The organism is Pandoraea soli, from assembly GCF_902459595.1.
GTDB classification, from domain to species: Bacteria; Pseudomonadota; Gammaproteobacteria; order Burkholderiales; family Burkholderiaceae; genus Pandoraea; species Pandoraea cepalis.
In genome coordinates, this window is the sequence record NZ_CABPSG010000001.1 from 684887 (window position 1) to 710836 (window position 25950).

The 25950-nt window shown below is 64.2% G+C and carries 26 protein-coding genes and 1 pseudogene; 15 read left to right on the plus strand and 12 right to left on the minus strand.

Features of this window, described 5'->3' with window-relative positions:
- Nucleotides 1–53: 53 nt before the first annotated feature.
- The 7 genes from PSO31014_RS02885 to PSO31014_RS02915 all read right to left on the minus strand — a co-directional run bounded on the left by PSO31014_RS02885 (nt 54) and on the right by PSO31014_RS02915 (nt 8183).
- Nucleotides 54–1598 carry a 2-isopropylmalate synthase gene (locus PSO31014_RS02885; protein WP_150550206.1) on the minus strand — a complete coding sequence of 515 codons (1545 nt, stop codon included), beginning with the start codon at nt 1596–1598 and terminating at the stop codon, nt 54–56.
- A 423-nt stretch (nt 1599–2021) separates the two neighbouring features.
- Entirely contained in the window at nt 2022–2504 is a 483-nt protein-coding gene (gene lysM, locus PSO31014_RS02890; RefSeq protein WP_150550207.1) for a peptidoglycan-binding protein LysM, read from the minus strand.
- Nucleotides 2505–2698: 194 nt separating this feature from the next.
- The gene (pssA, locus tag PSO31014_RS02895) at nt 2699–3577 is read right to left on the minus strand and encodes a CDP-diacylglycerol--serine O-phosphatidyltransferase (RefSeq protein WP_150550208.1); all 879 of its coding nucleotides are present in this window, start codon (nt 3575–3577) and stop codon (nt 2699–2701) included.
- A 157-nt stretch (nt 3578–3734) separates the two neighbouring features.
- Complete coding sequence (locus tag PSO31014_RS02900; RefSeq protein ID WP_150550209.1) at nt 3735–4370, minus strand: phosphatidylserine decarboxylase; 636 nt, start codon at nt 4368–4370, stop codon at nt 3735–3737.
- Nucleotides 4371–4744: 374 nt separating this feature from the next.
- Nucleotides 4745–5761, minus strand: a complete 1017-nt coding sequence (gene ilvC, locus PSO31014_RS02905; RefSeq protein ID WP_150550210.1) for a ketol-acid reductoisomerase — start codon at nt 5759–5761, stop codon at nt 4745–4747.
- Between the two features lie 78 nt (nt 5762–5839).
- A complete protein-coding gene (gene ilvN / locus PSO31014_RS02910; protein WP_039374158.1) occupies nt 5840–6331 on the minus strand; it encodes an acetolactate synthase small subunit in 492 nt (163 codons plus the stop codon).
- Nucleotides 6332–6413: 82 nt separating this feature from the next.
- Entirely contained in the window at nt 6414–8183 is a 1770-nt protein-coding gene (locus tag PSO31014_RS02915; RefSeq protein WP_150550211.1) for an acetolactate synthase 3 catalytic subunit, read from the minus strand.
- A gap of 437 nt (nt 8184–8620) precedes the next feature.
- Here PSO31014_RS02915 and PSO31014_RS02920 point away from each other — a divergent pair, with 437 nt between their 5' ends.
- From PSO31014_RS02920 to PSO31014_RS02970, 11 genes and pseudogenes are all read left to right on the plus strand, one after another.
- Nucleotides 8621–9193 carry an RNA polymerase sigma factor gene (locus PSO31014_RS02920; protein ID WP_017233284.1) on the plus strand — a complete coding sequence of 191 codons (573 nt, stop codon included), beginning with the start codon at nt 8621–8623 and terminating at the stop codon, nt 9191–9193.
- Nucleotides 9190–9618 carry a DUF3619 family protein gene (locus tag PSO31014_RS02925; protein ID WP_150550212.1) on the plus strand — a complete coding sequence of 143 codons (429 nt, stop codon included), beginning with the start codon at nt 9190–9192 and terminating at the stop codon, nt 9616–9618. Before PSO31014_RS02920 ends, PSO31014_RS02925 begins: the two co-directional genes overlap by 4 nt.
- Nucleotides 9619–9640: 22 nt before the next feature.
- Nucleotides 9641–10474: a DUF3106 domain-containing protein gene (locus PSO31014_RS02930; RefSeq protein WP_174976351.1), complete on the plus strand. Its 834-nt coding sequence runs from the start codon at nt 9641–9643 to the stop codon at nt 10472–10474.
- 215 nt (nt 10475–10689) lie between these two features.
- Entirely contained in the window at nt 10690–11262 is a 573-nt protein-coding gene (locus tag PSO31014_RS02935) for an RDD family protein (RefSeq protein WP_150550214.1), read from the plus strand.
- The gene (locus PSO31014_RS02940) at nt 11259–12215 is read left to right on the plus strand and encodes an esterase/lipase family protein (RefSeq protein ID WP_150550215.1); all 957 of its coding nucleotides are present in this window, start codon (nt 11259–11261) and stop codon (nt 12213–12215) included. Before PSO31014_RS02935 ends, PSO31014_RS02940 begins: the two co-directional genes overlap by 4 nt.
- 170 nt (nt 12216–12385) lie before the next feature.
- Nucleotides 12386–13306 carry a UDP-2,3-diacylglucosamine diphosphatase gene (locus PSO31014_RS02945; protein WP_425494841.1) on the plus strand — a complete coding sequence of 307 codons (921 nt, stop codon included), beginning with the start codon at nt 12386–12388 and terminating at the stop codon, nt 13304–13306.
- Nucleotides 13307–13514: 208 nt separating this feature from the next.
- Nucleotides 13515–14549, plus strand: a complete 1035-nt coding sequence (locus tag PSO31014_RS02950) for a glycosyltransferase family 4 protein (RefSeq protein WP_150550217.1) — start codon at nt 13515–13517, stop codon at nt 14547–14549.
- A 77-nt stretch (nt 14550–14626) separates the two neighbouring features.
- A pseudogene (locus PSO31014_RS02955) lies at nt 14627–15022 on the plus strand (diacylglycerol kinase); the annotation flags it as partial.
- Between the two features lie 142 nt (nt 15023–15164).
- A complete protein-coding gene (locus tag PSO31014_RS02960) occupies nt 15165–15833 on the plus strand; it encodes a TetR/AcrR family transcriptional regulator (RefSeq protein WP_150550218.1) in 669 nt (222 codons plus the stop codon).
- Nucleotides 15834–15836: 3 nt separating this feature from the next.
- Nucleotides 15837–16433 carry an LOG family protein gene (locus tag PSO31014_RS02965; RefSeq protein ID WP_150550219.1) on the plus strand — a complete coding sequence of 199 codons (597 nt, stop codon included), beginning with the start codon at nt 15837–15839 and terminating at the stop codon, nt 16431–16433.
- A 242-nt stretch (nt 16434–16675) separates the two neighbouring features.
- Nucleotides 16676–17221 carry a DUF2062 domain-containing protein gene (locus PSO31014_RS02970; protein ID WP_150550220.1) on the plus strand — a complete coding sequence of 182 codons (546 nt, stop codon included), beginning with the start codon at nt 16676–16678 and terminating at the stop codon, nt 17219–17221.
- An 18-nt stretch (nt 17222–17239) separates the two neighbouring features.
- Here the strand turns inward: PSO31014_RS02970 and PSO31014_RS02975 are convergent, their stop codons facing one another.
- Together PSO31014_RS02975 and PSO31014_RS02980 are read right to left on the minus strand one after the other, a co-directional pair.
- Nucleotides 17240–17851 (minus strand): DUF924 family protein, encoded by a 612-nt coding sequence (locus PSO31014_RS02975; RefSeq protein WP_150550221.1) that lies wholly within the window; start codon nt 17849–17851, stop codon nt 17240–17242.
- 55 nt (nt 17852–17906) lie between these two features.
- The gene (locus tag PSO31014_RS02980; protein ID WP_150550222.1) at nt 17907–18638 is read right to left on the minus strand and encodes an alanyl-tRNA editing protein; all 732 of its coding nucleotides are present in this window, start codon (nt 18636–18638) and stop codon (nt 17907–17909) included.
- Nucleotides 18639–19005: 367 nt separating this feature from the next.
- Between PSO31014_RS02980 and PSO31014_RS02985 the strand changes: the two genes are divergently transcribed.
- The 4 genes from PSO31014_RS02985 (at nt 19006) to PSO31014_RS03000 (ending at nt 22198) form a co-directional block, all read left to right on the plus strand.
- On the plus strand, nt 19006–19443 hold the full coding sequence (locus PSO31014_RS02985) for a tetratricopeptide repeat protein (RefSeq protein ID WP_150550223.1): 438 nt from the start codon (nt 19006–19008) through the stop codon (nt 19441–19443).
- A gap of 125 nt (nt 19444–19568) precedes the next feature.
- Entirely contained in the window at nt 19569–20522 is a 954-nt protein-coding gene (locus tag PSO31014_RS02990; RefSeq protein WP_150550224.1) for a hypothetical protein, read from the plus strand.
- Nucleotides 20523–20668: 146 nt separating this feature from the next.
- Complete coding sequence (locus PSO31014_RS02995) at nt 20669–21199, plus strand: hypothetical protein (protein WP_150550225.1); 531 nt, start codon at nt 20669–20671, stop codon at nt 21197–21199.
- Nucleotides 21200–21277: 78 nt separating this feature from the next.
- Nucleotides 21278–22198 carry a hypothetical protein gene (locus tag PSO31014_RS03000; RefSeq protein WP_150550226.1) on the plus strand — a complete coding sequence of 307 codons (921 nt, stop codon included), beginning with the start codon at nt 21278–21280 and terminating at the stop codon, nt 22196–22198.
- A 64-nt stretch (nt 22199–22262) separates the two neighbouring features.
- Here PSO31014_RS03000 and PSO31014_RS03005 read toward each other — a convergent pair whose 3' ends face one another.
- The 3 genes from PSO31014_RS03005 to PSO31014_RS03015 form a co-directional block, all read right to left on the minus strand.
- Nucleotides 22263–22706: a group II truncated hemoglobin gene (locus PSO31014_RS03005; RefSeq protein WP_150550227.1), complete on the minus strand. Its 444-nt coding sequence runs from the start codon at nt 22704–22706 to the stop codon at nt 22263–22265.
- 79 nt (nt 22707–22785) lie between these two features.
- Nucleotides 22786–25335 (minus strand): ABC transporter permease, encoded by a 2550-nt coding sequence (locus PSO31014_RS03010; protein WP_246176193.1) that lies wholly within the window; start codon nt 25333–25335, stop codon nt 22786–22788.
- Nucleotides 25322–25918, minus strand: a complete 597-nt coding sequence (locus PSO31014_RS03015; RefSeq protein ID WP_150550228.1) for a DUF4126 domain-containing protein — start codon at nt 25916–25918, stop codon at nt 25322–25324. Before PSO31014_RS03015 ends, PSO31014_RS03010 begins: the two co-directional genes overlap by 14 nt.
- Nucleotides 25919–25950 lie beyond the last annotated feature (32 nt).

The window sequence follows — 25950 nt, forward strand, 5'->3', positions numbered from 1 at the left end:
CGGGCGTTCTCACGTCAATGCCGCGGTCGTCAAGGGCGCCACTGCGCCCCGAATTACGGCGTCAACTGCGGGTTGAGCTTCTCGGCCTTCGAATACAGCTTGTTGAGCGCGGACAGATAGGCCTTGGCAGACGCCGCGACGATGTCCGGATCCGTGCCCACGCCATTCACGATGCGCCCGCCCTTCGACAGTCGCACCGTCACCTCCCCCTGCGATTGCGTACCCGTCGTGATCGCGTTCACCGAATACAGCAGTTGCTCGGCGCCGCTTTGCACCTGCGATTCGATGGCATTGAGCACGGCGTCGACCGGGCCGTTCCCCTCGGCGTCTCCCATAAGTTCCTTGCCCTGCGCGGTGAAGACCACGCGGGCGCTCGGGCGCTCGCCCGTCTCGGAGTGCTGCGCCATCGACACGAGATGGAAATGCTCGCTGCTGTCGGCCTGTGCTTCGTTCGAGACGATCGCCAGAATGTCCTCGTCGAAGATTTCGGACTTCTGGTCAGCCAGTTCCTTGAAGCGGGCGAACGCCGCATTCACGTCCTGCTCCGACGCCATCTCGATGCCCAGCTCCTGAAGGCGCTGCTTGAAGGCGTTACGGCCCGAGAGCTTGCCGAGCACGATCTTGTTGGCGGTCCAGCCCACATCTTCCGCCCGCATGATCTCGTAGGTATCGCGCGCCTTGAGCACACCGTCCTGGTGGATGCCCGAGGCGTGCGCGAAGGCGTTGGCGCCCACCACGGCCTTGTTCGGCTGAACGCTGAAGCCGGTGATCTGCGAGACGAGCTTCGACGCGGGCACGATTTGCGTCGTGTCGATGCCGAGTTCCAGGCCGAAGTAATCCTTGCGGGTCTTGATCGCCATCACGACTTCTTCGAGCGCGGTATTGCCCGCGCGCTCGCCCAGACCGTTGATCGTGCACTCGATCTGACGCGCCCCGCCCAACTGCACACCCGCCAGCGAATTCGCCACGGCCATGCCCAGGTCATTGTGGCAGTGCACCGACCAGACCGCCTTGTCCGAATTCGGCACACGCTCGCGCAGCGTGCGCACGAGTTGGCCGTAGAGTTCCGGCACGCCATAACCGACGGTATCGGCCACGTTGATGGTCGTCGCGCCTTCGTTGATGACGGCTTCCAGCACGCGGCAAAGGAAATCCAGCTCGGAGCGGCTGCCGTCTTCCGGTGAAAATTCGATATTGTCGGTGAACTGACGCGCATACCGCACCGCGAGTTTCGCCTGCTCGAACACCTGATCCGGGCTCATGCGCAGCTTCTTCTCCATGTGCAGCGGCGACGTGGCGATGAACGTATGGATACGCGACGAGTTCGCGCCCTTGAGGGCCTCGGCGGCGCGCGCGATATCGCGGTCATTGGCACGCGCAAGCGAGCAGACGGTACTGTCCTTGATGATGCCGGCAATGTCCCGGATGGCCTCGAAGTCGCCGTTCGAGCTGGCGGCGAAGCCGGCTTCGATGACGTCCACGCGCAAACGCTCCAACTGACGGGCGATGCGAATCTTCTCATCACGCGTCATCGACGCGCCGGGCGACTGTTCACCGTCGCGCAAGGTCGTATCGAAAATGATCAGCTTGTCGGCCATGACTTTCTCCTGTGGGGATCTTGTAGGGTTCAGTTTGTTCTTGATGTTCGGGGGCGTCGCATTCGCATGCCGAAGGACGCCTCGCCGCCCACGACACTGTGCTCACGCAGCAGGCAACACGGGCAGACAGAGCGTCGAACGGGCGGGCAACTACCGGGAGGGAATCAGCGCGCGACGCGCGCAGGCATGGCCGGCCCGCGGACGGGGCAACGGCGTAGCGTGGGCGGTGCGAGAGGACGGCCCGAAGCCGGGGTGGCGCCTGAAATCATGAGCGCCAATATAGTCGCAATCGGGTGATTTCGCAACGCGCGGCGCGGCCTGCAAGCCGCATGCAGACAGGCGTTCGCGCGCCTGAGACCCGCCCGCGACGCAAATGAACAGCCCGGCACGGCGCCGGGCTGGTTATCACGAGACAAGTGCCGATCAGGCTACCGGAATGCGCAACACCTGTCCCGGATAGATTCGGTCCGGGCTGGAGAGCATCGGCTTGTTGGCCTCGAAGATGGTGTTGTATCGGTTGGCGTCACCGTAGACCTTCTTCGAGATCGCCGACAGGGTGTCGCCCTTCTCCACGGTGTGAAACGTCGCCTCGGTCGACGCCGTCGACACCGACATCCGGTCGTCCACCTTCTCGACGCCCTTCACGTTGCCGCAGCACAGCAGGATCTTTTCCTTCGTCGCTTGATCCGGGGCCACGCCGAACACCGTCACCGTGCGCGACGCGCCGTCGAACGTGACGGTCAGACCGGTCGCATCGAGGTTCTGCGTCTTGATATACGCCTCAATGGCGTCGGCCGCGTTGCGGTTGGCTTCGTCCGCGTCAGGCCCCGGCGCGGGCGCCTCGGCTTGCGCCTGACCACCCAACAATGCCTCGCCGGCTTCTTTCACAAAGTCCAGAATGCCCATGCTTGCTCCTTCGTCACGTCGAACTATGGAAACGGCACCGGGTCGGCTCAGCGTTACCACGACCCGCCCGGGCCAGGGGGAAACTTCCGCGCCTGCACACGCAAGACTACAGCATCAGTGCAAAGCATCGCCCGGAAAGCCTGACGGGCGAATGTGACAAGGGGCGCACCGAGACGCCCCTTGTTTTGCCACCGCTATTCGTCGACGTCGCCGAAAATGCGCTGCCGGCGCCCCTTCAGGAAGCGGAAGGCCCAGAGCACATAGCCGGAAACGCTGTACAGGCAGAACATGCCGAAGAGCACCAGCGGCGGGTCGGACGACACGAGAATGAAGCCGACCATGAAGAGCAGCACCACACCGAATGACACCCGCTGGCGCACATCGAGCGCCTTGCCACTATAGAACGGCGCATTCGATACCATCGACATCCCGGCGTAGATCGTCAGCCCGAACGCCACCCAGGGCATCCAGAAAACGTTGACCGGCAATTTATTGTCGATCGTAATCCACACGAAACCGGCAATCAGCGCCGCCGCCGCCGGACTCGCCAACCCCTGGAAGAAGCGCTTGTCGACCACGCCGATATTCGTATTGAAGCGCGCCAGCCGCAAGGCCGCGCAGGCGACATAGACGAACGCCGCGAGCCAGCCCCACTTGCCGATCTCGTGGAGAATCCATTCGTACATCACCAACGCCGGCGCTACGCCGAAAGAGGTCATGTCCGAGAGCGAGTCGTATTGCTCGCCGAACGCGCTCTGCGTGTTGGTCATACGCGCCACGCGCCCGTCCATGCCATCGAGCACCATGGCGAAGAAGATCGCGATGGCGGCCTGCTCGAAACGATCGTTCATGGCCTGCACGATCGCGAAGAAGCCGCAGAACAGCGCGGCGGTCGTAAAGGCGTTCGGCAACAGGTAGATGCCGCGATTGCGCGGGCGCACCGGCAGATCGTCCTCCACACCCTGGTCGTGGTCTTCGTTCATCAATGGCTCTATGGATGAATGGTTATGACGGCTGATCGCCGAGAGATGCCTGACATTGTTGCGCAAGCGGCCGCGACGGTTTTCCGGCATCCGGACCTCCTGGACGATGCTATGGCGGCGGGCGAACCCGCAACGGATCACCGCTATTGGAACGCAAGAAGCGAAAGCCGTTGCAGGCCGCGACACGGTGAAGCACGACAGGAGGTCGCGCCGCCGTACACGGCCACGGTCCGCGGGCTCGACCGGCTTACAGCTCGGCGAGGATCGTCGAGGTGGCCGACACCTTCTCGCCGATGGTCACGCGCGGACGCGAGCCCAGCGGCAGGTACACGTCGACCCGCGAACCGAAACGAATGAAACCGTAACGCTGACCGCGCGAAAGCGTATCGCCCACCTTTGCGTAGCACAAAATCCGGCGCGCGATGAGTCCTGCGACCTGCACGCTCGTGACGATCTGGCCACCCACGTCGATCACCAGCGCATTGCGCTCGTTTTCGAGCGATGCCTTGTCGAGATCCGCGTTGAAGAAACGTCCCGGGAAATATTCCACCTTGGTCACCGTGCCGTCAACCGGGGCACGATTCGAGTGCACGTTGAAAACGTTCATGAACACGCTGATCTTCAGCGCTTCACGGCCGGCGTACGGATCTTGCGTGGTTTCGATGGCCACGATGCGGCCGTCGGCGGGCGAGAGCACGGCGCCGGCCTGCTGCGGCACCTGTCGCGGCGGATCCCGGAAGAACTGCAGGACGAACAGGGCGATCACCCAGAACGGCGCGGCCCACAGCACGCCGGCCATGAAGTGCACGACGAGCGCCACGGCGACGGCGATACCCAGGAAGGGCCAGCCCTCGCGGGCAATGATCGGGTGAGGATAATTCATGCGATTGAACTCGCGTCCTTGGTAAAACGGTTGAGTGAGCGGGTCGGCCTGCATTGGGCCAAACCGTGACGTGGCGGCATTGTAGCAATGCGCGCGGCGCGGCGACACATTTTCCCCAATCGACAGATCGCCATCATCACGGCAAAACCGGCCACATGGAGGCGCCACGGCGCCAGTTCACGGTCGATACGGGGGCGCAACGAAAAAAGCCGCCCGCCTTGCCATAGCGACAGCTACAGCAAAACGGGCGGCCAGGCGCGGCGGTTCCGGCGATCAAACGCGCGATGCGCTTGACGCGCCCAAGCCGCCTGCCGTGCGCCGCCGGCGCGACGCCCGCAAGCCGCCGGGCGTACGCATCTTGCGGCGCGTCGTACTTAGTTCTTCGACTGGTCGACGAGCTTGTTCTTGGCGATCCACGGCATCATTGCGCGCAGCTTGCCGCCCACTTGCTCGATCTGGTGCTCGGCCGTGATACGACGACGCGAGATCAGGGTCGGGGCACCTGCCTTGTTTTCCAGAATGAACGACTTGGCGTATTCGCCGGTCTGGATGTCGGTCAGGCACTGCTTCATCGCCTTCTTCGTCTCTTCGGTCACGACGCGCGGGCCGGTGACGTACTCACCATACTCGGCGTTGTTCGAGATCGAGTAGTTCATGTTGGCAATGCCGCCTTCGTAGATCAGGTCGACGATCAGCTTGAGTTCGTGCAGGCACTCGAAGTAGGCCATTTCCGGCGCATAACCGGCTTCGACCAGCGTCTCGAAACCGGCCTTGATCAGCTCGACGGTACCGCCGCACAGCACGGCTTGCTCGCCGAACAGGTCGGTTTCCGTCTCTTCGCGGAAGTTCGTCTCGATGATGCCGGCACGGCCGCCGCCGTTTGCGGCAGCGTACGACAGGGCGATGTCGCGCGCGGCGCCCGACTTGTCCTGTGCCACGGCGATCAGGTGGGGCACGCCGCCGCCTTGCGAGTACGTCGAGCGCACCGTGTGGCCCGGGGCCTTCGGGGCGATCATGATGACGTCGAGGTCAGCGCGCGGAATCACGCAGCCGTAATGCACGTTGAAGCCGTGCGCGAAGGCCAGAGCGGCGCCTTCCTTGATGTTGCCATGCACTTCGTTCTTGTACACGTCGCCGATCTGCTCGTCCGGCAGCAGCATCATGACGATGTCGGCCGACTTCACGGCTTCTGCCACTTCCTTGGTGTTCAGGCCGGCGCTGACCGCCTTGTTCCACGAAGCGCCATTCTTGCGCAGACCGACCGTCACGTTCACACCGCTGTCCTTCAGGTTCTGGGCGTGGGCATGGCCTTGCGAGCCATAGCCGATGATCGTCACTTGCTTGCCCTTGATGAGGGAGAGGTCGGCGTCTTTGTCGTAGAAAACTTTCATTTGGAATTGTCCCGTAATGCCAAAAAATTACTCAAATCAGAATGGATCGAAATCCGCTTACCGCGTTGCCGCTACCGATCAGACTTTCAGGATGCGCTCACCGCGCCCGATGCCCGAGCCACCGGTACGAACCGTCTCGAGAATCGCCGTACGATCGAGCCCGTCGATGAAGGCGTCGAGTTTCGACGAATTCCCGGTGAGTTCGATCGTATAGGTCTTTTCAGTAACGTCAATGATGCGGCCGCGGAAAATATCCGACATCCGCTTCATCTCTTCTCGCTCCTTGCCCACGGCGCGCACCTTGATGAGCATCAGCTCACGTTCGATATGCGCCCCTTCGGTCAGATCGACCACCTTCACCACCTCGATGAGCCGGTTCAGGTGCTTGGTGATCTGTTCGATGATGTCGTCGGAGCCCGTCGTGACCACCGTCATGCGCGAGAGCGACCGATCTTCGGTCGGCGCGACGGTGAGGGTCTCGATATTGTAACCACGCGCCGAAAACAGGCCGACCACACGCGACAGCGCGCCCGGCTCGTTCTCGAGCAAAACAGAAATAATATGCCTCATGGTGTATCCCGGATTGTCCTAGTGTAGGGACGTCGCGCCCGCGCCGGCCTGACCGGCGGCGACTGTCGGCGCGCGCCTCGGCTTACAGATCTTCCGAACCAAGCAGCATCTCGCTGATGCCCTTGCCCGCCTGGACCATTGGCCAGACGTTTTCGGTGGGATCCGTTTGGAAATCCATGAATACCGTACGATCCTTCAGGCGCAACGCCTCGCGCAGTGCCGGCTCGACGTCCGACGACTTCTCGATGCGAATGCCCACATGACCGTACGCCTCGGCAAGCTTCACGAAGTCGGGCAGCGCGTCCATGTACGAACTGGAGTAACGCTTGCTGTACTCGATCTGCTGCCACTGGCGAACCATGCCCAGATAGCGGTTGTTGAGCGACAGAATCTTGATCGGCGTGCGGTATTGCAGGCACGTCGAGAGTTCCTGGATGCACATCTGGATCGAGCCTTCGCCGGTGATACAGGCGACTTCGGCATCCGGATGCGCCATCTTCACGCCCATCGCCGCCGGCAGGCCGAAGCCCATCGTGCCCAGGCCGCCCGAGTTGATCCAACGGCGCGGCTTGTTGAAGCGGTAGTACTGTGCGGCCCACATCTGGTGCTGACCAACGTCCGAGCACACGAAGGCCTCGCCGTCGGTGAGCTTCCAGTACGTCTCGACCACATGTTGCGGCTTGATGATTTCGCTCTGGCGATCGAACGCGAGGCAATCGCGCGAGCGCCATTCCTCGATCTGCTTCCACCAGTCGGCCAGCGCTTCGGTGTCCGGGCCGTGCTCCGCCGTTTGCAGGTTTTCGATCATCTCGCGCAGCACTTCCTTCACGTCGCCGACGATCGGGATATCGACCTTCACACGCTTGGAAATCGACGATGGGTCGATATCGACGTGAATGATCTTGCGCGCACGCTCGGAGAAGTGCTCCGGATTACCGATCACACGGTCGTCGAAGCGCGCGCCGATGGCGATGAGCACGTCGCAGTGCTGCATGGCCATGTTGGCTTCGTAGGTGCCGTGCATGCCCAGCATGCCGAGGAACTTGGGATCGCTCGCACGATACCCGCCCAGGCCCATGAGCGTGTTGGTCACCGGATAGCCGAGCAGGTCGCAGAACTGATTCAGTTCCTTCGACGCGTCGGCCAGAATGATGCCGCCGCCCGTATAGATATAGGGGCGCTTGGCCGAGAGCAGCAGGCTCATCGCCTTGCGGATCTGACCCGAGTGACCTTTCGTGACCGGATTGTACGAGCGCAGCGACACCGATTTCGGATATTCGAAGCGGCAGCGCGCCTTGGACACGTCCTTCGGAATATCGACCAGCACCGGGCCCGGACGGCCCGTCTTGGCGATGTAGAAGGCTTTCTTGATGGTCGCGGCGAGATCGCGCACGTCCTTCACGAGGAAGTTGTGCTTGACGCACGGACGGGTGATACCGACCGTGTCGCACTCCTGGAAGGCGTCCTGGCCAATGGCGGCCGTGGGCACCTGCCCGGTAATGATGACGAGCGGGATCGAATCCATGTACGCCGTGGCAATCCCGGTGACCGCATTGGTCACGCCGGGGCCGGACGTCACGAGACACACGCCAACCTTGTCGGTGGAACGCGAATAAGCGTCGGCCGCATGCACGGCGGCTTGCTCATGGCGCACCAGGATGTGCTGGATCTTGTCCTGCTTGTAGAGTTCGTCGTAGATATAGAGAACCGAACCGCCGGGATAACCCCACAGATGTTCGACCCCTTCTTCCTGAAGCGAGCGCACGAGAATCTCGGCGCCAATCATGTCTTCGGAAGTATTTTGGTGGCGTGTAGCTTCCGCCTCGGAGAATTCCGCGCTTGGCATATTCATCGTCGACCTTTCAAAGTTTCGGCAAAAATTTTGATCGGGTGCTCTCCCCGCGAACTTGTGGTTCGGGCTCAAGCTGCGCGTCTGAATGATGGACACACCGGATAGGCGTGCCGATATTGAGACAATCACAGATATTGCGAACTGGAAACGATACCGGTTTGCAGCAAAATGGTCAAGCGGGTTTATGCATTCGCGGCATGACTGCGAAGTCAGCCTCGCGGACTCCCCACACCGCCCCATGTCGGGGCACAATCTTTACACGATGGGAAGCCGTCGAGTCCGGCACCGTCGCAAACGGGCACCACCGGAAGCAAAAGCGGTTACAGCAAAGCGCGTTTTTGGTAGCATCCGCACCGGCTATCTAAATCTTTATGTAGCCGTTACGCTTACATGGCATTTCACAGGCGCAGCGCGCAACGCTGCGTGCACCCCACCGGATGGCATCTGACAAGGAACTGGCGGATTTTCTCGCGGGCATCGAACGGCGCGCCTTCAAGCAGGCCGTCTATGCCGTACGCGACGACGAGGCCGCCCTCGATATCGTTCAGGATGCGATGATCCGCCTGGCCGAGAAATACGGCGACAAGCCGCCGGCCGACCTGCCGCTGCTGTTCACGCGCATTCTCCAGAACGCGATTCACGACTATTTCCGTCGGCAAAAGGTGCGTAACACCTGGGTCACGCTATTCTCGAATCTCGCGGGCCCGGGCGACGACGAACGCGACGACTTCGATCCTCTGGAAACCTTATTGGCCGAGGATGGGTCTGTGCAGACCGAGAGCAGCGAAGAGACCGTTTCGCGCGCCGAAATCCTCTCGCTCATCGACGCGGAAATTCAGAAACTGCCGACACGTCAACGAGAAGCGTTCCTCATGCGTTACTGGGAAGATATGGACGTTGCCGAGACGGCCGCCACGATGGGGTGCTCGGAGGGCAGCGTCAAGACGCACTGCTCGCGCGCCACTCATGCATTGGCGCAGGCGTTGAAGGCAAAAGGGATCAGGTTATGAGTCACGATCTGGAAACGAGGGAACTCCGCTTCGCACATCGCGTGCGACGTGCGCTGGACGAAGCGTCCGACGCGCCGTCGCCGAATATCGCGGCCCGGCTGGCTGCCGCTCGCCAGGAGGCGCTCGCGCGCAAAAAACCCGAACCGGTGGCCATCGTGCAACCGGCGCTGGTGCTCGCCGGTGTCGGCGCCATGCCATCGTCGGAAGCCGGCGGCCCGCACCGCACGTTCGACAAGCTGCGCCGTCTCGGACTGCTCTGGCCGCTCGCCGCATTGGTGATCGGCCTGGCAGGGCTCGCGTACTGGGAGCATCAGCAACACATTCAGGATCTGGCAGACATCGATGCCGCCGTATTGAGCGACGAACTCCCGTTGTCGGCCTATGCCGACCATGGTTTCAACGCCTATGTGAAGCGTGCCCAGTAGCCCCTCTACCCAAGCCCCCCCCGTGACGCGACGCAACGTATTTCTTCTGCTCGCCGCACTGATCGTGGCCGCGCTCGCCGGCACGGCCGCGCTGCGCCGCACGCACGCGCCTGAAGCGGTGTCCGACGTGCCTCCGGTCATTGCCGGCGCATCCGCCCCCGGCGGCGCCAACCCCACCCATGGGCCGGTCGGCAGTCTGACCGCCAGCGGCCCGGGCGCGAGCGGCGCCCCGGTGGTGTCTGTTGCATCGCCCGGCGGTTACTGGGCCAAGCTCACGGCCAGCCAGCGAGAGGCGCTTGCGCCGCTCGCCCAGGACTGGAATCGCATGAGCGAGCGCCAGCGCGAGAAGTGGATCGAGATTGCCAAGCGCTTTCATACGCTGTCACCGGAAGGCCGCAAGCGCCTGCATGACCGTATGGCGGACTGGGTCCGCCTGACGCCCGAGCAGCGCAAGCTGGCGCGCGAGAGTTATCAGAACGCCAAGACGCTGCCGCCTGAGCGAAAAGCGCAGATGTGGCAGCAGTATCAGCAACTCACCGAAGAACAGAAAAAGCGCCTTGCCGCGGACGACAGAAAGCAGGCCAACCGTCCGAACGTGGTCAGCGCGCCGCCGTCGGGCCGCCCGGGCGTGAAGAATCCATACGCCGCAGTACATCGCAAGGAGGCGGGCACCCCGGGCAAGAATGGCGCGTTGCCGGCGCCGGTGGCATCGGGCGTGGCAGCACCCGCGACCGGGCAATCGATGCCGACGTCTGCCGTACCGTCGCCAGGCGCGGCGCCGGCGAGCGCGGGCGCGGCAAACGGCGACAAGAATGGCGACGCCGTCTTCAACGCCGAGATTTATCATCACAACTGACGCCTGACGTCGGCCAACCCAGGCCATCGTCGTGCCGCAACGGCCGCCCCCGGGCGGCCGTTTGTCTTTGCGCGCGCGAAACGCCCCGCCGACCGGCTGGCTCCCTGGCGCATTCTTGCGCATAATGTGCGGCACAGGACGCGACGTGCCCGCCGCCACTGCCCCATGCCAGCACGGGCGCGAGGCACCCGACAAAAATCCCAGACCACGCCGCGATGACCGACTCCGCCACCCAGCCCGCCACACCGCCTCGCTCGCCAGACGCCGCGCCCTTGCCACATGTGCTGTCCGGCATCGAACCGGGCGGCTACGCCGTGCCGACGCTACGCCGCCGCGTGCTCTCGATGGTCTACGAATCGCTGCTGCTCTTCGGCGTGCTGTTCCTTGCCGGCTACCTGTTCAGCGCCCTCACCCAGCAGCGTAGCGGGTTGATGCACCGGCACGCCATGCAAGCCTGGCTATTTCTCGTCCTTGGCGCGTACTTCGTGTGGTTCTGGACCCACGGTGGCCAGACGCTGGCAATGAAGACGTGGAAGATCCGTCTGGTCGACGCGCATGGCCAACCGGTGCGGTTCGCCCGCGCTGTCGCGCGCTATGCGCTCGCATGGTTGTGGGTACTGCCGGCCATGGCGCTCGACTGGGGACTCGGACTCACGGGCTGGGGCAGTGTCGCGTTGCTCACCGGCTGGGTCGTGCTCTGGGCCTTGGCCATGCGGGTGACGCCGGATCACCAGTTCATACACGACCGGCTCGCCGGCACGCGTCTCGTGAGCGTGCTGGGCAAATGACCACGGCGCCCCCCGCTGCCCGCCCTGCCCCGCGCGCCTCGCGCGCCCACCTGATCTACGGTGGCATCGAAATCGGGCTGTCGCTCGTCGTCGCCGTCGCCACATGGATGGTTTGGCATAGCCCCTGGACGACCTTGTTATGGACGGTGCTATGGTTGCCCGTCGCCCACGCCATGGGTCTTGCGGCCGGCTTCGCCATGGCCGCACAGGGCGACCCGTCGCCGGAACGGCGCGCCACCGCCGGCACCCATGCGGCCGTATGGGCATACGAATGCGCGGCATCGATCTTCCTGCTCGATCTCTGCCAACCGTGGTTCAGCGCCGCCCGGCTGCCCTCGCCGCGTGGCCCGGCGCGCCCCGTCTCGGTATTGCTGTTGCACGGTTACGGCTGTAACCGCGCGTTCTGGCTGCGTTTCTCGCGCCACCTCGCCGACGCGGGCTACGACTGCGACGCCGTCAATCTTGGCCCGATGTTCGGCGACATCGACGATTACGCCCCTACGATTGCCAACGCCGCTCGCACCCTTGCCGAACGCACTCGGCTGCCCGTCGTCATCGTCGGCCACAGCATGGGCGGACTCGCGGCACGCGCCTGCCTGCGCCATGCGCCGACCCTGCCGGTCGCCCACACCATCACGCTTGGCTCGCCGCACTTCGGCACCCTGCATGCGCGCCACGGCATTGGCACCAACGCTCGCCAGATGGGCATCGGCAGCGAATGGCTCGCGGCGCTCGCCGGTCGCGAGACGCCAGCGCAACGCGCTCGCATCACGTCGATTTACACGTTCCACGACAACGTCGTCTACCCGGTGAGCACTTGCGTGCTGCCCGGTGCCCACAACATTGCGCTCGACCGGCTCGGACATGTGTCGCTCGGCACGCATCCACGTGTGCGCGCCCATGTGCTCGAGACGCTCGAGCGCGTGGCCCAGGGATTGCCGCGCGCCGTCTGATCCGAGACGTTCCATTCTGGCGCGGGTCCGGCTGTCGCATTGTCGCGACGTTGGACGCCACTTTCGCGACATGATCGTGACTGTCATCGTCGCTTCACGAAATCGTGGCGCAATGCACGCATGTTCAACGCGACGTGCGAGCCGGTATGACGACGACCCCCACCTTTGAGTTGCCGATCCCAACGCCTGCGGCTCGCGCCGGTCACTTCGCAGACACCCCACCGGGCCGCCCCGCCGCCCCGCCCGCCAGTCCTCCCACCACGATCGAACTGCCGCCCGACACGCCCGACCCCCTCGACCCGCCCCCCGACGGCATCACCCGCTACCGTACGATCTGGCTCTCGGACATTCACCTCGGCACCCAAGGCTGCCAGGCGGACTACCTGCTCGACTTCCTGCGTCATCACGAGTCCGACTACCTGTACCTGGTCGGCGACATCATCGACGGCTGGCATCTGCGACGCGGCTGGCACTGGCCGCAGGCGCACAACGACGTTGTGCAGAAAATGCTGCGCCGCGCGCGCAAGGGTACGCAAGTGATCTACGTGCCCGGCAATCACGACGAAGCGGCGCGTCAGTTCTGCGGGCTGGCGTTCGGCGACATTGCGGTGCGCGACGAGGCGTTCCACACCACACTGTCGGGCAAGCGTCTGTGGGTCACCCACGGCGATCTGTTCGACGGCGTGATTCAGCACGCCAAGTGGCTCGCGTATCTGGGCGACTCGCTCTACACCCTCACCCTGCTGCTCAACCGCTGGTTCAATCGCGTGCGCACGCGCTTCGGCTTCCCGTACTGGTCGCTGTCGCAGTATCTGAAACACCAGGTGAAAAACGCGGTGAACTTCATTTCCGCCTTCGAGCACGTGATGGCCGACGAAGCGCGCCGCCGTGGCTGCGACGGCGTGGTGTGCGGACACATCCACAAGCCCGAGATTCGCGAGATCGACGGCTTGCTCTACTGCAACGACGGCGATTGGGTGGAGAGCCTCTCGGCGCTGGTCGAGACGACCGAGGGCGAGCTGCGCATCATCCACTGGACGCAAAAGCGCAACGTGCGCGCCCGCGTGAAAGCCGCGCCGGTCAACGCTTGAGCCCGCACCGCGACCTCGGCCCGGCCTCGCGCCGCCATGATCGCGGCGACTCGGAAAATACCGGTCCGACACGCCGGCCCAGGATGCCGACCTGTTCCACCCAGTTAACCCCGCGCACGCACGGCACTGTGTCGCCGTACGTGCATACCCGTCACGCGCGAGGTCGCGCGTGTCACCGATGCGCGCCATGTGCGCGAAGGAGCGCCCGATGAAAATCATGATCATCACCGACGCCTGGGATCCGCAGATCAACGGCGTGGTCCGCACGTTGAAGAACACGCGCGCTCAGTTGGAAGCGGCCGGCCATCGTGTCGAACTGCTTACGCCGCAGGAATTCCGCACGATGCCGTGCCCGACCTACCCCGAAATCCGTCTCGCGTTCTTCGCCGGCGCACGCGTGACGCGGCGCATCGAAGACTTCGAACCGGACGCCCTGCACATCGCCACCGAAGGGCCGCTCGGCATGGCCGCGCGCAAATGGGCTCTGCGCAACGACTTCCCGTTCACCACGGCCTACCACACGCGCTTCCCGGAGTATGTGCAAGCGCGCTTCGGCTTTGCGCTCGCAACGACCTACCGCTTTCTGCGCTGGTTCCACAAGGCCTCGCACGCCGTGATGGCACCCACGCCGGTGGTCAAGCGCGATCTCGAAGCGAATGGCTTCCAGAACGTGGTGCTTTGGACGCGTGGCGTCGACCTCGACATCTTCCGTGTGCAAGACGCACATGTGCTAAATTCGGCACATCCGATTTTCCTCTACGTGGGGCGTGTCGCCGTGGAGAAGAACATCGAGGCCTTCCTGAAACTGGATTTGCCGGGCTCGAAATGGGTCGCGGGCGAAGGGCCGCAACTGGCCGAACTGCGCTCGCGCTACCCCGACGTGAATTACCTCGGCATGCTGTCGCAGCCCGAACTGGCGAAGGTCTATGCATCGGCCGACGTGTTCGTCTTCCCCAGCCGTACCGATACGTTCGGCCTGGTGCTGCTCGAAGCAATGGCTTGCGGCCTGCCGGTCGCGGCCTTCCCGGTGACCGGCCCGGTCGATGTCCTCAACGGCTGCCCGGAAGGCGAAGGCGGCGCACTGCGAGAGGACTTGCGCGAGGCTTGTCTCGATGCGCTCAAGGTCTCGCGCCCGAGTGCGCGTGCCTGGGCCGAACGGTTTTCGTGGCAGGCGGCCTCCGAAGAGTTCGTCTCGCATCTGCATCCGCGCAAGCCCGAGCTGTCGCTCGCGAGCGCGGTCTGATCCACCTCCAGAGCCCGTTGCGGCGAGGAACCCGACGCTTGTTCATCGACCACCCGCCGCCACGCGACAAACAACCGAATCCGTACAAGGGCAACCGGGGCATCATGCGTGCCTGGCGTGCCCTGAAATACTCCCTGTCCGGCTTCAAGTTCGCCGTGTTCGAAGAGAGCGCCTTCCGGCAGGAACTGGCGCTCGCCGCCATTCTCTTGCCGGCGGCGGTCTTCCTGCCCGTCACCTCTGTCGAGCGCGTGCTGCTCATCGGCTCGGTGCTGCTCGTGCTCATCATCGAGCTGGTCAACTCCAGCATCGAAGCGGCCATCGACCGCATTTCGCTGGAGCGGCACGAACTGTCCAAACGTGCCAAGGATTTCGGCAGCGCGGCCGTCCTCATTGCGCTCGGCCTTTGCCTGCTCACCTGGGCCTTGCTCGCCGGGCCCGTCATCGTCGAACGCGTACGTACAGCGTTTTTCTGATAACGTTCACCGCCTTCCTCCCCCATGCTTGGCAGTGCGCGGCTGCCGGGTATAATCGGTCGCCATATACCTGATATTCAACTCAAAGACGCAAGCGGAGAACATCGTTCGCCACGCTTGCCGCTTACCGGGGCCGACAGATATGGAAGCAAAGCCGCCACGCCGTACCCGCGAACGAATTCTCGAGGTGTCACTACGCCTCTTCAACGACATTGGCGAGCCCAACGTAACGACCACCACGATTGCCGAGGAGATGAAAATCAGCCCCGGCAATCTGTACTACCACTTCCGCAATAAAGACGACATCATCAACAGCATCTTCGCCCAGTTCGAGCAGGAAATCGAACGGCGACTGCGGCTGCCTGACGATCACAAGCCCAAGCTCGATGAAGTCTGGACGTACCTGCAATACATGTCCGAGTTTCTGTGGCGTTTCCGTTTTCTCTACCGCGACCTCAACGACCTGCTGGCGCGCAACCGCACGCTGGAGACACACTTCAAGGTCATCGTCGGTCACAAAAAGCGTTTCGCGCGCGATATGTGCGACCTGCTCGTGGCCGAGGGCGAAATGGAAATCACGTCCGAGCAGATCGAGGTGGTCACGACCAACATGGTGGTGCTCTCCACTTATTGGTTGTCCTACCAGTTCGTGATGAACCCGCGCAAGTACAACGACCCCGCGGAAATCGGCGCCGGGTTGCATCAGGCGAGCTACCACATCCTCTCGCAAATGGCGCCGTATCTGAAAGGCAGCTCGCGCGAGATGTACGACAAGATGGCGCGAGAATCGTCATCCAAGGGAGCGCAATAAGGCATGGCGTCGGAAGTCAAATCCCTCTGTATTTACTGCGGTGCCGCCACGGGGGTACGTCCTGCCTACGCCGAGGCCGCACGTGACCTGGGCCGACGCATGGCGCAAGCCGGCATTCGTCTCGTGTATGGCGGCGGCAAGGTCGGGCTGATGGGCATCATTGCCGACGCCGTGCTGGCCCACGGCGGCGAGGTGATCGGCATCATTCCGAAAGCCCTGATGGAACGGGAAGTCGGTCACACCGGGCTGACGCAATTGCATGTCGTCGAAAACATGCACCAGCGCAAGCAGATGATGGCCGATCTGTCGGATGCGTTCATTGCCATGCCGGGCGGTATCGGCACGTGCGAGGAACTGTTCGAAGTCTTTACGTGGCTGCAGATTGGCTACCACGCGAAACCGATCGGTCTGCTCAACGTCGAGCAGTATTACGATCCGCTGATCGTGTTCCTCAAATCGATGGTGACGGAGCAGTTCCTCAAGGCGCCGCAGCTCGACCAGTTGCAGATCAGCGCGTCGCCCGAAGCCTTGCTCGATACCCTGCGACAGTTCACGCCGTCGCAAATCGATCGCTGGACGCACCAGCGCTCACAGATCTAAGCGCGTCCGCGTCATCGCTGCGCAGTCCGCCGGCTGCGCAGCGTCGGTTCTTCCCTCCCCCCCACCGCCAGCGCGTTCCGCCTGCCAGACAACGGCCCCCGGCGACGCCGCCCGTGCACCAGCGCCGTCATTGAACTCCTGCGGCACGTGGCACTCAGACATCCGTTGCATGCGGATTACCCGTCTGCTCACCCGCCCCATGCCCGCCTGGGTCAACGCTTTCCTCGACGAGCAACCTGTCCATGATGTTAAAGATGCTTCGCCCGATGCGGCTGCTGCGTTCGCGCTGGCTGCGCCCCCATGCGGGGTTGCTGCTGCGCCGCGCCTTGTGGCAAGCCACGCCCCATGGCGTGGCGATTGGACTGGCGTGCGGCGTCTTCTTCGGGATTTTGATTCCGTTTGGCCAGATGCTCGTGGCCATTCTCGCGGCGGCTTTGCTTCGGGGGAATCTATTCCTCGCGGCGGTCGGCACGCTGGTGACCAATCCACTCACGGCGCCCTTCGTTTATTGGGGCGCGCACCGTCTGGGCCGCTGGATGTTCGAGTGGCCACCGCAGGCCGAGATCGAGGCGACGGTGGCTGCCGCGACACAGGCGAGAGAAAGCTTGTGGACTCAGTTGATGAACCTCGATTTCGGCACGGCGACGCTGCATCTCGCGACCGGCCTCGCCGCGTGTGCGGTGGCCGGCGGAGCGCTCGCCTACGTGATTGGCTTCTGCGCGATCCGTTGGCACCAACGATGCCGCCCCGGGACAACGGTGAGCGCGTCTGACGCCCCCCGGGACTGAGCGTCCCGTCGTCCGTCGTCAGAACGACGATCCGGGCGTCTTCAGAAACGCGCTTTCCTCGGGCGTCGATGCCCGCCCCAATGCGTGGTTCCGATGCGGATATCGTCCGAAACGCTCGATGATGACCGCATGCTTGCGCGCGTAATCGAGGTTATCGACCAGCCCGAACGACTTCGCCAATTGTTCGTACAACGCCAGTGAAAGGTGCTGGCTCTCCAGCGATTCGTCGTGTTCGAACGGCAGGTAGACGAAGACGCGATGCTGCGGCGTGGGCAGATGCCGATCGTCGCCCGCCTCGACCAGACGCCGCGCCACGGCCAGCGCGCGCGCATCGCCCGCAAAGGCTTTCGCATCGCCCCGGAACAGATTGCGCGAGAATTGATCGAGCACCACGATCAGCGCACAGGCACCGAGGGGTGTCCGCGCCCAATCCTCCAGCGCCCCGTCGATCGCCTGCGCGTGCAGCGCGCCGAAACGAGCACGAATCGCGTCATCGAACGCGTTCGACTTACGGAACCATTCCGGACGCTCCATTCCGTAATCGGGAGCGTCGGGTGAGCCAAACCAAAACTCGAGCACCGTTTGCCATGGGGGCACTTGCGGAGATATCGCTGCTGCCGGCGTCGCCATCGATCATCCTGAGGTGTGAGCGTGCGTGGGAAGGATGACTCGCATGATGCCAGACTCAGGCGAAGGCCAATACCACCCGGCGCGTACGCGACGTCTTCTTCTCGATCTTGGTCACGCGCAGCGCGCCGATTTCCGCTGTATTGGCCACGTGCGTGCCGCCGCACGGCTGCAAATCGATGCCCTCGATGCGCACCAAACGCACGCGCCCCAACCCCACCGGCGGCTTCACGCTCATCGTGCGCACCAGCTCTGGACGCGCGGCCATCTCCTCGTCGCTGATACTGTCAAGCGCCACAGGCCTTGCGGCCGCCACGAGCGCCGCCAGCCCGGCTTCGACGGTCTCTCGCTCGATCGGCTCGTTCGTCACGAAATCGAGCCGCGCGTATTCCGTGGTGATGCTACATCCATCCACCGCATGCGGCAGCACCGCGCACATCAGGTGCGACGCGGTATGAAGGCGCATGTGACGAAAGCGTCGCGCCCAGTCGATCTCCGCCCGCACGGTGTCGCCGACCGAGAGCGACGCCAGCACATCGTGCTGTCCCTCGGCGGGCACGTGGACCGCGTCGTCGGGCGTCGCGCCCTCGTGTTTCGACTTGCGCGTGTCGGCGATGGCGAGGCGAGTGCCGTCCGCAAGCAGCAACTCGCCGGCGTCGCCCGCCTGTCCACCGCCCAGCGGGTAGAAGACGGTGCGATCGAGCATGATGCCGGTCTCATCGATATGCGTGATGCGCGCCTCGCACTGGCGCAAATAGGCGTCCTGCCGAAAGAGGGCTTCTGTAGTCATTGGGGCGTCTCCGTGGGTCATCCGCCATAGTCGCGCGAACCAGGGCCGAGTGACAAGGGACAATCCGACGCCGAAACGCCAGTACGGTCGCCACATGCCCGCGCGGCACGTCTCCGAAGGAGCGGCCACCGCCGACATCGCCATCTGGCGAAGGTTTCGCGGCATCGACCCAACGCTGTCGAATTGGGCATGTGCGGCGTACGCGACACCCTGTTTTTCCCAATGCGTTCACAGCTCGAGACCGGACAACATCTTTGTCCTCAAATCGAAAGAGACGGATACGGCGGCAACCTTAGGATTCGTCCGAGTGCCATGCCATTGGCGCTCGGACACATCCGAAACGATGCCAACCGGAACCCCTTCTCTCATGCGTGTCTCACGAAATACCCCCCCGCCGCGCCACCACGATGCCGCCGCCCGCCTGCGCCCCCCGCCTGACGACACCGCATCCCAGCGTTACCAGCAAGCACGCGACGCGTACCTCGCCGCCGATTACGACGCGGCACTTCATGGGCTATACCCGCTTCTCAGAGAGCGCCCACTGGACGTCAGCGTGAACAAGCTGGTCGGCTACTCGCATTTCGCGCGCGAGGAATACGCGCTCGCGCTTGCGCCGCTCAGTTCAGTGTCGCTGTTCGCCCCGGATGACCCCGAACCCATGCTGATTTGTGCGCAATGCCTGGCGAAGTTGGGCGATGGCGCGCTCGCACGCGACCTCGCCATACACGCCCTCGAAACCGCCCGGGAGAGCGCGGCGCATGCCCATATCGGCGCCAACGCCGAACGCTTTCTCGCCTCGATTTAACGCTCATTTATTTCCGGAAGCCCCCCATGTCGATAGGTACCCTCTCGTCGTCTCATCCGCCAGCGCCCCTTCAGCATGTCGCTAACGCAGGCAATGCCAGTGCAAGCCCGCAGGTGCAAATTACGATGCCCGAGCCACCGACGGACCTGATGGCAGGACGTTGGGAGCAGTTTCAAAGCGCGCTTCAAACGCATCGCGGCGCGCGCAACGCCGCCCTCATCGGACACGTTGTCAACGCCATCGCGAAGACCACTGCGTTGGGTGTCGCCATCGCCACCATGAACGACGACTGGAAGGGTTACGTCGATATTCCCCTTCATCTGCTGGCGGCATCCACGGAAATCGCAAGCCTGATGCTCGCCGCCAGCCAGTTCTGGAACGGTCCAGACGACGTTCCCGGCGCAGAGATTCGCGACAACAACGTCTTCCAGGCGATCGGGCAGTGGACTGGCATCGACTTCCTACGAGAGTACGGGGGCGTAATCAACACAGCGGTGACTAACGGTCCGCTGGTGTTTGGCGCCCTACATAACGGCGCCGCGCCGTTGCTCGATACGCTGGGGATACCGGTGCCGGCATGGCTGAAAGCCGCCGCCAACGACGATGCCAGCTCGGCTATCACCGACGGGGTGGCGACCGCGACCGATTTTCTGCAAAACCGCGTGCTCGGCACCATCATCAACGGCCGCGAGCGGCGAGCGTCCGTGGACCGAATCACGGCGGCGGAGACCACCGTGAACTACGTCGTGCTGGAAGGGGAAGGCGATTACGTGCACATGGCCCCTCGCCCGCGGTTGGACTACGAACTGGAGGGGGTGACGGTCGTCCCGAGATTGTCACGCGACGAATCGGCGCGGGCGTCGGTCTCGGTCGATCCGGCACGTCCGCCCATCCTCACCGATACCTCTGACATCCGGTCGCTGGCGATCAGCGGCGACGATGACTTCTTCGATGCCCAGTCGGACGTGTATTCCGTCGACTTCGATGTGCCGAACGAAGTCTTTCACGATGCCCTGGACACCGTCATGCCTGAAGTGAGTTCGCGGATGAGTTCGCACTCATCCCCGCCCGGGCCATGAGCCCCGCCTGCGTCGTCCAAGGGGAACGCAGACACGCTGACGTGGCGGGGCGGAAAGGACGCCCGTCCTCCTGCCTCGCTGTGGGCGCTCGCATGTCAACGCCTGATGGGTGTGCCATCGGCAATACGAACGAGGAAAGACCTTGTATGCAGAAATATTCAGACCCACGCGCCACAGGCGAAATCCAAGTCCCTGTCCACGGCGCGGCGCATGAGTGCCGCCCCGCCGACGGCCTCCGGGGTGTCGTGCCGGATTCGGTTCTGCCGAACATCTCGCAGGCCGCGTCACCATGCGTGGAAACGATCGATCCACAGATCGCGTCACGCGCCTTTTCGCATGCGTATGCCTTGTGCGCGGCCAACGACCTCGTCGGTGCCGCGCGCGCCTTTGCCGATCTCTGCCTCGCTTACCCGGAACGCACAGACGCCTACAAGGCGTTCGGCTACGTGCTTTGTCAACTCGGCGATTACCAACATGCCCTCGCCCCCTTGATGATCGCGGTCGCCCGAGACTATGGCGACCCCGAGCCCTTGTACTTCGCCGCCGTGTGCATGCAGCGAAATGGCGATACACAGACCGCCCGCGAGATGGCCAACGATGCGCTCGACATGGTGCGACGCGCCGGCCGCCCTCCTGATCTGCACGACAAGTTGACGCGTCTGATCGACGCCCGCTGACCTTGTCCTACTGACTTCGTCGCACTGGCCTCGTCCTACCGACCGGGTCCTTCTGACCTCATCCTTCGGAACCCATTCATGCCCCGACTCGACGCTCTGCCCCCGTCCACCTACGTCTCCCCCCCTGACCCCGCCGGCGCGTCTGCCACGGCCCCGAACGAGGCATCTCTCGCGGGCGAAGTGCGAATCGCGCTCGGCGGGCTACAAGACGACGCGCACGCGCAACATCGGCTACGGCCGTCGCCGTCCACCGTCGGCCGCTTTACCGCCTTGATGCAACACGTCGGCAACTTCGGACTCAGCCTGGCTTCGTTAAGCGTGGCCAGCCTGAACAACATCAAGGAAATCTACGACGACAGTGCATTGGCGACCGCCCACAACGTCACGCTTGCAACGGCTTCCCTGGCGACGTTGTCCAGCCTGATGGATTTGACGGTCGCCATTGGCAAGTACTGCACGCCCTCGACGACCACGGCGGACATCAAGAACACCGCCTGGCTGACCTCGGCGGGCGCCCTTCTAGGGTCAAAACACCTTGAGCGATATGGGGCCAAATACCAGACAACCTTGCTGGGCGCCTCGATGATGGTGTTCTTCAATCAGGCGGGCAGAATCGCCGGGGAGCATCACGCCATGGCCGAGCTATCGCAGTTGGTCGCGCCAACGCCGTCTGCCCCTCCTTCCGAAGCGACGCCCGGCGACACGCTCGACATCGACGCGCTGCAATCGTGTATTGGTTTTTCGGCTGCCGTTTATCGCGCGTTCGGCGGCATCGCCACCGAAGGGCTGACCGAGTGGATGACGGCGATGGAGGCGCGTCGCTCGATGGATCTCGTCGAGCGCCAATTGAACTATGAGAGCCCGTTCGGGCACGAGGGAAGATATCGACCGGACACGTCCGAATTCCCGGAGTCAAGCCGACACGCTGACGAAACCGATCCGGATCAGACGCCGTCGCACGCGCGTACCGGCATGCGCCCTGGCGTCATGAGCGTCTGACACGTCCGGAGTTGCCCCGCCGCGTCGCCGGGGTTGAAGGGCCCAATCAGGCCCTCCCGGCGCCTCAACCCGCCCGGTTCCGCATCCAGTCCGCGGTGCCGTGGAACGCCTGCATCAGCCGTTCCTGGAGCGACGCCTCGACGCCAATATCCTGCATGGCCCACGCCATGCAGCGTAACCATTGGTCGCGCTCGCTCGAGGCAATCGGGAACGGCAGGTGACGGGCCCGCAGCATCGGATGGCCGAATCGCTCGATGTAGTGATTCGGCCCGCCCAGCCATCCGCACAGGAACCAGAAAAGCTTGTCGCGCGAATCGCCAAGCGACTCTGGGTGCAGGCTACGAATGCCCGCGAACTCGGACTCGAGGTCCATCAGGTCGTAGAAACGGTCGACGAGTTCGCGCACGCGATCCTCGCCGCCGAGCAGGGAAAAGGCCGTCGGTTGCGCGGGAGCGTTCTGCGCATCGTCGTCCGTCTGCGGGGTTTGCGGAGTGTTTTCGGTCGTCATGCCCGCTATTGTGCCCCAGGCCCATCGCGTCTGCCACGCGTGCGCGAGCGGCACGATGCCGCACCTCCCCTGACGGGCGTCAGACCTCGCGCAACGTGCGCAGCGCCGATTGACGCAGCACCGCCCGCAGGCCGCTCCATCCGCCGATCAGCGCGCACAGCACGCCCGCCCCGACGCCCAGCGCCGGCAGCCACGGATTGAAGTGCAGCGCGAACTCGAAGACGTAGCGCGCCAGCGCCCAGCCGAGTGCGCCGGCGCCCAACGCGGCCAGCAGCCCGGCCAAAGCGCCCACGGTCACCAGTTCCGCCAGATGCACGTCGCGAAGCTGCCTCGACGACGCCCCCAACGCGCGCAAGATGCCGCTCTCGCGCATGCGCTCGTCTCGCGTGCCCGCAAGCGCCGCATACAGCACCAGCACGCCCGCCGCGAGCGTAAAGACAAAGAGCGCTTGCACGGCATCGATGACTTGCGACAGGATTTGCTGGATCTGCGCGAGCAAGGCGCCCGTGTCGATCACCGTCACATTGGGGAACTGGCGCACCAGGGCATCGGCCACGCCCTGTTGCCGCGGCGCAAGATGGAACGACGTGATCCACGTCATCGGGAAGTCGCGCAGCGCGGCGGGCGGCATCACCACGAAGAAATTCACGCGCATCGATCCCCAGTCCAGCTTGCGAAAACTCGTGATCGGCGCGTCGATATGCTGGCCCGCGACTTCGAAGCGCAGCGTGTCGCCAAGGGCCAGTCCGAGCGTCTTTGCGATGCCCTCTTCCATGGAGACCTGGGGCGTCGAGGCATCGCCGTACCACTGTCCGGCCGTCACGCGATTGCCTTCGGGCAACACCGCCGTGTACGACAGGTTGAACTCACGCTCCGCAAGTCGCCGCGCCCGCGCCTCGGTGTAGCTGTCGCCCGTCACCGCCTTGCCGTTGATGGCCGTCAGACGCGCACGGATCATCGGCGAGAGCTGCACGTTCGGCAGTCCCGCCGCGCGCAACTGAGCCAACACCGGCGCGTCCTGCCCCGGCTGGATATCGATGACGAAGCGGTTCGGCGCGTCGGGCGGGCTCGACTGACGCCAGCCCGCGACCAGGTCGTTACGCGTGACGGCAAGCAACAAAAGCGCCATCAACCCGAGCCCGAGCGCCACCACTTGCAGCGCACTGCCGAGCCCGCGGCGACGCAAACCCGCCACGGCGTAGCGCCAACCGATGCCGCCCATCGCCCCGCCCGCGGCCCCGCGACGCCTGGCCCAGGCGGCCAACACGCGAATGGCGAGCCAGGCGAGCACGCCGAACACCACCGCGCCCGCCACGAAGCCGCCCGCCACCATCGCCCCGAGACGCAGGTCTCGCGCCGCGAACAGCAACAGCGCACCGAAGGCCAGCGCACTCGCGCCATACGCCAGCCACCCTTGCCTGCGCGCCCCACCCACGACATCGCGACGCAACACATGCAGGGGCGCGACTTCGGAGAGCGGCAGCAACGGCGGCAACGCGAAACCGAGCAGCATCACCAGCGCACTCGCCAGACCGAAGACCGCCGGTCGCCACGTCGGCGCCGGCAACCCCGCCGGGATCACGTCCCCCAACTGGGCGAGCAGCACCCAATGCGCCGCGTAGCCGAGCGCGACGCCCAACATGCCGCCGATCAGGCCGAGTCCGATGAATTCAAGCGTCACCATCCCGCGCAACGCGCGGCGCGACAAGCCCAGGCAACGCATGACGGCGCAGGCATCGAGATGGCGCTCGCTGTACCGACGCGACGCGATGCCCACCGCCACCGCCGCCAGCACGGCGGCGAGCAAGGCCACCAGCGAGAGGAAACGGTCGGCGCGATCGAGCGTTTGTCGCACCTGCGGCTGTCCTTCCTCCAGCGATTCGAGATGCACGCCGCGCGCCCGTTCGGCGGCCGGGCGCGCCCACGCGGCAAACTTGCCGACCTGGGCGTCCGTCCCCGCGATCAGCAGACGATAGGTAATGCGGCTACCGAACTGCACGAGTCCCGTCGACGGCAGTTCGTCGAAGCGCATCATGACGCGCGGCGCCAGCGATCCGAAGCCAAAACCGCGATCCATTTCTCGCGTGATGACGGCGGCAATGCGCAACGTGCGGTTGCCCACGCGAATGGACTCGCCGGGCTTGACATGCAGGGCATCAAGCAACGCGGCGTCGACCCACACCGTGCCTGGCGCAGGAATGCTTGCGGCGGGTGCATCCGGTGTGTCGGCGCCGGCATCGGGGGCGGTACGGACCTGCCCGCGCAACGGATAGCCGTCGCTCACGGCCTTGAGCGACGACAAACGGCTCGCGCCGACTTGCCCGTGTTCGCCGGGGACACTGGCCATGCTGGGGAAGTTGGCGACGACGGCGGTGGCCAGCCCATCGGCCTGCGCCTGACCCGCAAACGCGGGCGGCAGAGGGGCGTCGCTGCGCACGACGAGGTCGGCGGCGAGCATCTGACGGGCATCGCGTTCGAGCCCGCCCTGCATCCGATCCGAGAGAAAACCCACGCTGGAAAGTGCACCGACCGCCAGCAACAACGCCACGAGAAGCAGATGCAACTCGCCTGCGCGCCAATCGCGCAGGAACATCCGCCATGCCTGGCGGGCAACGTCAGTGAACCCCATCGTTCCTCAATCCTTTGACCCGCGCCAGCAATGAGCGCCAACCGCGCCAGACGCGGGGCAGCCACCACCACGCCAGCACGACGAAGATCAGTAACATTACGAGAAAAACGGCGGGAAGGAAAAACGCCAGCGCCAGTCCGCCCACCGTCGACACATCTTCGCCGGCTGAGGCCGCGACATTGGAGAAAGGTTCCGGCGACGTGTTGATCAGTGCCCGGCTACCCGCTTTTGCCAGATGGGCCGTGCCTGCCAGCGCACCGCCCGCCAGCCCTGCGAGCACCGTGACGGTCGGATCCATTTGCCCCAGTGCCGCCGCGCCCAGCAGGATTCCGGCCGGAATGCGGATGAACGTGTGGACGGCGTCCCAGGCACTATCGACAAAGGGAATTTTATCGGCGAAGAACTCGATGGCCGCCAACACGCCGGCCGTGGCAATCACCCACGTCGACGTCAGCACCACCAGCGAGGGCGGCAGATGCAACCACCCCAGACGCGCAGCCATTCCCGCGCAGAACACCGTCAGGTACAACCGCAGGCCACTGCCCCAAGACAGCCCCGCACCCAGTGCAATCGATTCAAGCATGGCGACCTCACTGCCGCCGACATGACGGCGTC